At 75.7% G+C, this 6,631-nt stretch carries 5 protein-coding genes; 3 read left to right on the plus strand and 2 right to left on the minus strand.

The genetic code is table 11. The annotated features are described in order from the left end of the window. Positions 1-15: 15 nt before the first annotated feature. The 3 genes from SSNG_RS30970 (at position 16) to SSNG_RS30980 (ending at position 3,118) form a co-directional block, all read left to right on the plus strand. Complete coding sequence (locus SSNG_RS30970; protein WP_007267891.1) at positions 16-540, plus strand: hypothetical protein; 525 nt, start codon at positions 16-18, stop codon at positions 538-540. Continuing rightward, positions 537-977, plus strand: coding sequence for a hypothetical protein (locus SSNG_RS38250; RefSeq protein WP_007267892.1), 441 nt, complete (start codon positions 537-539; stop codon positions 975-977). Before SSNG_RS30970 ends, SSNG_RS38250 begins: the two co-directional genes overlap by 4 nt. A 77-nt stretch (positions 978-1,054) precedes the next feature. Continuing rightward, entirely contained in the window at positions 1,055-3,118 is a 2,064-nt protein-coding gene (locus tag SSNG_RS30980) for a SpoIIE family protein phosphatase (protein WP_007267893.1), read from the plus strand. An 89-nt stretch (positions 3,119-3,207) separates the two neighbouring features. Here SSNG_RS30980 and SSNG_RS30985 read toward each other — a convergent pair whose 3' ends face one another. Together SSNG_RS30985 and SSNG_RS30990 are read right to left on the minus strand one after the other, a co-directional pair. Further along, the gene (locus tag SSNG_RS30985; protein ID WP_007267894.1) at positions 3,208-4,854 is read right to left on the minus strand and encodes a PucR family transcriptional regulator ligand-binding domain-containing protein; all 1,647 of its coding nucleotides are present in this window, start codon (positions 4,852-4,854) and stop codon (positions 3,208-3,210) included. A gap of 61 nt (positions 4,855-4,915) precedes the next feature. Continuing rightward, positions 4,916-6,541: an AMP-binding protein gene (locus SSNG_RS30990; protein ID WP_241695155.1), complete on the minus strand. Its 1,626-nt coding sequence runs from the start codon at positions 6,539-6,541 to the stop codon at positions 4,916-4,918. Positions 6,542-6,631 lie beyond the last annotated feature (90 nt).

Raw genomic sequence — 6,631 nt, forward strand, 5'->3', positions numbered from 1 at the left:
GGGCCCTGTGAGGTACTGCTCATCGGCGGCCGGTCCGGCGTCGGGAAGTCCACGGTCGGCTGGGAGGTCTCGGTGCGGCTGCGCGCCGCCCGGGTCGCCCACTGCCTGGTCGAGGGCGACAACCTCGACCAGGCGCACCCCGCCCCGCCCGGCGACCCCGACCGCTCCCGGCTGACCGAGGCCAACCTGGCCGCGCTCTGGCGCAACTACACTGCGCTCGGCCAGCGCCGGCTGATCTACACCAACACCGTCTCCGTCCTGGACCCCGCCCTGATCACCCGCGCCATGGGCGGCACGCCCCGCGTCATCGGGGTGCTCCTCACCGCCACCGACGCCACCGCCCGGCGCCGTCTGGCCGTCCGTGAGACCGGCAGCCAACTGGAGGCCCACGTGGCCCGGAGCCGGCTGATGTCCCGGCGGCTGGAGGGCGAAGCGCCGCCCTGGGTGGTGCGCGTCCCCACCGACGGCCGGTCCGTCACCGGCATCGCCCTCGACGTCGTCGCCCTGACCGGCTGGGCGGCCGGAGAGGACGGGGCATGACCGTCTTCCGATGCGCCGACTGCGGTACGGCCGTCACCGCCGAGGTCGACGAGGTGCCCCTCCCGGAGCGGGAGGGACCGCTGCCCTACGAGGCCGAGGGCGAGTGCCCGCCGCGGATCCCGCCCGGCCGCTTCGCCTACGACCCCCGGCCGTCCGCCTTCTCCAAGGTGCCCCACCCCACGCTGAAGTCGCACCTCGCGCCCGGCGGCCCGACCGGCAGCATCGTCATCGGCCCCGGCGACGCCCGCGGCATGGCGCCCACCCCCGACGGGAGGAACCGCGGCGGCTGCTGCGGCCCCGACGGCACGGGCGGCGCCAACATGCTGTGCGCCGGCTGCTCGGCCGCGATCGCGATCGAGAGCGCCGACTGCTGGACCCCCCGGCAGATCGTCCTCGACCCCCGCCGGGTGGTCGCGCAGGACGGGCCGGCGCCGTGATGTCCGCTCCGCCGATGGCGCGCAGAATGTAGGGGAGCGGCGCGTCCCCCCGCGCGCCCGGGCAGAGGAGGCTTCCGGTGCCGTCGGAGCAGGCGGGGGGCGCGGGGGCTGCCGGTCCGATCCGGTCGGAGCCGGGGTCCCTGCTGGAGCACGTGGCGGTGGCCGTCTTCGGCATGGACGGCGACGGCCGGATCCGCTTCTGGGGGCCCGGCGCGCAGGGGCTCTTCGGGCACGAGGCCGCCGACGTGCTGTCCCGGCCCGCCTCCGCCCTCTTCCCCGAACCCCCCGCGGACACCCCCGGCTCCGCCGCGCTGCTCACGGAACGGGCCCGGACCCTCGGGTACTGGCGGGTCCGGCTGCCGGCCCTGCACCGCGACGGCTCCGTCTTCGACTGCGGGTTCCGCGTCTTCCCGGTGGCCGGCAGCGCCGACGACCCGGTGATCATGGGGCTGGCCAGCAGGGCGGACGAGCTCGACCGGGTGAAGACCAACCTCGCCTTCCTCGACGCCCTCTTCGAGACCTGCCCCATCGGCCTGGTCATGCTCGACCAGGACCTGCGCTACGTCCACCTCAACCAGGCGCTGGCCGACATGGACGGCCTCCCCGTCGCCGCCCACCTGGGCCGTGCCACCGACGAGATCATGCTCACCTCCGACGACGGCGAGTTCCAGCGGATGCTGCGCGCCGTCGCCGAGGAGGGCCGTCCCCTCGTCGGCGCCCTGGTGGGGATGCGCACCCCGGGCCGCCCCGACCGCGACCAGGTGCGGTCCGTCAGCCTGTTCCCGCTCAGCCGGGCCGGGGAGACCCGCCCGGGTGTGGGCGGCCTGCTGGTCGACGTCACCGACCGGGAGCGGGCCCTGCTGGAGGCCACCGCGGCCCGCCGGCGCCTGGCGCTGCTGGACCGGGCCGCCGCAGGCGTCGGCACCTCCCTGGACGTGGACACCACCGCCCGGGAGCTGGTCGAGGTGGCCGTACCGGACTTCTGCGACGGCTGCGTCGTCGAGCTGGTGGAGTGGATGAACCCCGCGGAGGCCTTCGACCCGCGGCTGCCCCTGTTCACCCGCCGCATCGCGTCCGGCACCGTGCTGCCGCCGCCCGCGCCCGAGCTGGTGGCCGGCCTGGAGCGGGTGCAGTACCCCGCGGGTTCCGGCATCCACCGCATGTTCGCCGCCGGCCGCCCGCTCTGCGTACGGGTCGACGAGGAGTTCGCGGCCGGGGCCACCGACCGGCCCGGACGCGCCCGGCTGCTCCTGGAGAGCGGCCTGGACCGCATCGTCATCGCCCCGCTCATCGCCCGGGGCAGCGTGCAGGGCATCGCCATGTTCGGACGCGCCTCCGCCCGCCCCGACTTCACCGAACAGGACCTGAGCCTCGCCGGGGAACTCGCCTCCCGCGCCGCCCTGTGCCTGGACAACGCCCGCCTCTACAGCCGGGTCCAGGACATCGCCCTCACCCTCCAGCGCGCCCTGCTGCCGAGTGCCCTGGCCCGCAGCGAGCACGTGGCCATCGCGCACCGCTACCTGCCGGGCAGCCGGGCCACGGAGGTCGGCGGCGACTGGTACGACGTGATCGACCTGCCCGGGGGCCGGGTCGCCCTCGTCGTCGGCGACGTCATGGGCCACGGGGTGCCCGCAGCCGCCTCGATGGGCCGGCTGCGCATCACCGCCAAGGCGCTGGCCCGCCACGGCCCGGAGCCCGAGCGGCTCCTCGGCGAACTCGACGCGTGCGCTCGGGAGTCCGGCATCGAACTGGCCACCTGCGTCTACGTCGAGTACGACCCGCACACCGGCCGCGCCCGCATCGCGAACGCCGGCCACCCCCCGCCCCTCGTGCGCCGCCCCGACGGCACCGTCGAGACCCTCGGCGGCGGCCTCGGCGTCCCGCTCGGCGTCGGCGGGGTCCCCTTTCGCACGGCCGGCGCCCACCTCCCCGACGGGGCGGTCCTCGCCCTCTACACCGACGGGCTCGTCGAGGCGCGGGGCCAGGACATCGAGGCGGGCCTGGACGCCCTGCGGGAGCGGCTCGCGGCGGTCGAGGGCCCGTTGGAGGAGGAGGTGGACCGGGTCCTGTCGGCCCTGGTCCCCGACGCGGCCACCGACGACACGGTCCTGCTCCTGGCCCGGATCCGGCACGCGCGGTGAGCGGGCCGGTGCGGGGGAGAAGGGGACGGTGCGGGGAAGAAGGGGACGGTGCGGGGGAGAAGGAGACGGGGACGGGGGCCGGTGCGGGCTTAGTCCATGCGCAGGGCCGCCGCGAAGTCCATCTTGTCCTCCAGCCGGGCCAGGTCCCGCCCGGTCAGCGACTCGATCCGGTTGATCCGGTACCGCAGCGAGTTCACGTGCAGGTGCAGGGCCTCGCCGCAGCGCGCCCATGAGCCGTCGTGCTCCAGGAACGACCGCAGCGTCGGGACCAGTTCGGACTGGTGGCGCCGGTCGTACGCGTGCAGCGGCGCCAGCAGCCGCCGGCTGAAGGCCCGCCTGACCTCCGCGGGGAGCAGCGGCAGCAGCGACATGACGTGCGCCGCCATGTCCCCGGTGCCGCGCACGGCGACCGCCTCCGCCTCCGCCTCCGGGCCGGCCGCGACCCGGCGGGCGCTGCGGGCCTCCGCCAGGGTGTGCCGCAGGTCGTCCGGCTCCGCCACCGGGTCGCCGAGGCCGAGGCTCAGCCGCTCCCCGCCGCGCAGCCCGCGCGGCAGCGCCCCGTACGCGGCCTCCCGGACCGCCTCCGGGGTCAGCTCCGCGCCCGGGGCGACCCGTACGAAGGCCACGGCCTCGCGCCCGTCGAGCGCGGCGGCGAGCCCGATCCGCCGGGCGGCGCCCGGCCCCAGGCAGGCCGGGTGCAGCAGCACATCCTCCAGCAGGTCCCGCACCGGCGACGGCCCGTCGCCGCCCGGTACGCCGTCCAGCCGGGCCGCGACGGCCTGCCAGCGGCCCCCGCCACCGGGCGCCTCCGCCGCGAGCCGCCCGGCGGCGTCCCGGACCTGGTCGCGCGCCTCGGTGCCCGTTCCCCCGGAGTCCAGCAGCCCCAGCAGCCGCCCGGCGGCCCGGCGGCGCGCCGTGCGGTCGGCGTCACGGCCGCCGCGCTCCACGGCGATCAGCCCGGCCAGCCGTTCCACGAGGCCGATGCGCTCGTCGTGCCAGTCCCCGCTGTCGGCCTCCACCGCGACGGCCCAGTCGGTCAGCGCGGGCCCGGCACCCGGCGCCGACCGCACCGGGAACAGCGAGTAGGGCACCCCGTGGGCCGTCGTGCGGTGCGGGGCGCGCCGGCCGGAGCGCTCGGCGGCCAGGAACCGCCCGGCCAGGGCGGTGGCCGTCCGCTCCGGCAGCGGCGGCCGGGCGCCCGCGATCAGCCGCCCGGTGGGGGAGAGCACGTGGGCGCGGAGGTCCAGCTCGGACAGCAGCAGGTCCAGGAGCGCACCCGCCCCGGCGCCGCTGCCGGGCCGGGACGCCATCAGCCGCCGGTGCCGGTCCACGAGCGCGGCGAGGTTCCCGACGCGGGCCCCGCTGCGGCCGCGCGCCACGAACTCGGCGACGGGGCCGAAGGGGACGTCCACGCCCACCGCGAACAGCGGCAGCCCGTGCCGCTCGCAGGCCCGCACCAGTTCGTCCGGCACGTTCCCGAACTCCGCCTCGCCCGCCCCCAGCGCGACGGCGCCCGCCTCCAGGACGATCCGTACGAAGGCGTCGGCGCGCCCGAGGTCCGGCCGCAGCCACACCAGCCCCGACAGCACCAGGTCCCCCGGGGAGACGAACCGTCCCGGATCCGGCAGGTCGATGGTCACGGCGGCGAGCACGGGCCGCCGCAGGCCCTCCTCGCCGCCGCCGAGGTACCGGAACGGCGCCGGGCCGCCGGAGAGGATCACATCACGCAACTGCATGGCGACAGCCTGCCATGCGTGATCAAAGCCCCAACTGCCGCCCGGAGCAACCAAATGCGTACTACATCGACTCCAGCAGGCGGGCCGCCGCCTCGCGCATCTCCACCTTGCGGATCTTGCCGGTGACCGTCATCGGGAACTCGTCCACGACGTGGACGTAGCGCGGGATCTTGAAGTGGGCCAGGCGGCCCGAGCAGTACGCGCGGACCGTCTCCGCCGTCAGCGGCTCGGCCCCCTCGCGCATCCGCACCCAGGCCATCAGCTCCTCCCCGTACTTGGCGTCGGGCACGCCGATGACCTGGACGTCCAGGACGTCGGGGTGGCCGTGCAGGAACTCCTCGATCTCGCGCGGGTAGAGGTTCTCGCCGCCCCGGATCACCATGTCCTTGATCCGGCCCGTGATGGCCAGGTAGCCGTCCGCGTCCATGACGGCGAGGTCGCCGGTGTGCATCCAGCCCTCCCCGTCCACGGCCTCGGCGGTCTTCTGCGGCTCGCCCCAGTAGCCGAGCATCACGGAGTAGCCCCGGGTGCACAGCTCGCCCGGGGTGCCGCGCGGGACGGTGGCGCCGGTCTCCGGGTCGACGACCTTGACCTCCAGGTGCGGCCCGACCCGGCCCACGGTGGAGACCCTGCGCTCCACGGAGTCGTCCACCCGGGTCTGCGTGGACACCGGGGAGGTCTCCGTCATGCCGTAGCAGATGGAGACCTCGGCCATCCCCATCCGCTCGATCACTTCGTTCATCACCTCGACCGGGCAGGGCGAGCCCGCCATGATCCCGGTGCGCAGGCTCGACAGGTCGTACCCGTCGAAGCCGGGCGCGGCCAGTTCGGCGATGAACATCGTCGGCACCCCGTACAGCGAGGTGCACGCCTCCGCCTCCACCGCGGCCAGCGTCGCCGCCGGGTCGAAGGCCGGGGCCGGGATCACCATCGCCGCCCCGTGGCTGGTGCAGGCGAGGGCGCCCATGACCATGCCGAAGCAGTGGTAGAAGGGCACCGGTACGCACACCCGGTCCCGCTCGGTGTAGCCGCACAGCTCCCCGACGAAGAAGCCGTTGTTGAGGATGTTGCGGTGGGAGAGGGTGGCGCCCTTGGGGAAGCCCGTGGTCCCCGAGGTGTACTGGATGTTCACCGGGTCCCCCGGGTCCAGGGCCGCTGCCGCCCGTGCGAGGTCCGCCGGGTCGCCCTGGGCGCCGCGCTCCCGCAGCGAGTCCCACAGCGGTCCGTCCAGCAGCACCGTGAACTCCAGGTCCGCGCAGCGCGGCCGGACCTCCTCGATCATCGCCGCGTAGTCCGAGCCCTTGAAGCCGGCCGCCGCGACCAGCAGCCGGATCCCCGACTGGTTCAGCACGTACTCCAGCTCGTGCGAGCGGTACGCCGGGTTGACGGTGACCAGGATCGCCCCGATCTTCGCGGTGGCGTACTGGACCAGGGTCCACTCGGCGCGGTTGGGCGCCCAGATGCCGACGCGGTCGCCCGCGGTGATGCCGAGGTCCAGCAGGCCGAGGGCGAGGACGTCCACGTCTGCGGCCAGCTCCGCGTACGTCCACCGCCGTCCGGCGGCCACGTCGACGAGGGCGTCCCGGTCGGGGAAACGGCGCACGGTGCGGTCGAGGTTGTCCCCGATCGTCTCGTCCAGCAGCGGGACCCCGGTGCTTCCTGACGCGTGACTGGGCGCGACGGACACGTGTACCTCCACGACTCTGTGGCCCGGCGGAGCCGGCGTGCGGCCATGATCCTCTTCCGGCGGCCGCCGGGCCAGCCCCCGGAGCCCCCG

It is taken from the genome of Streptomyces sp. C (assembly GCF_000158895.1).
GTDB classification, from domain to species: Bacteria; Actinomycetota; Actinomycetes; order Streptomycetales; family Streptomycetaceae; genus Streptomyces; species Streptomyces racemochromogenes.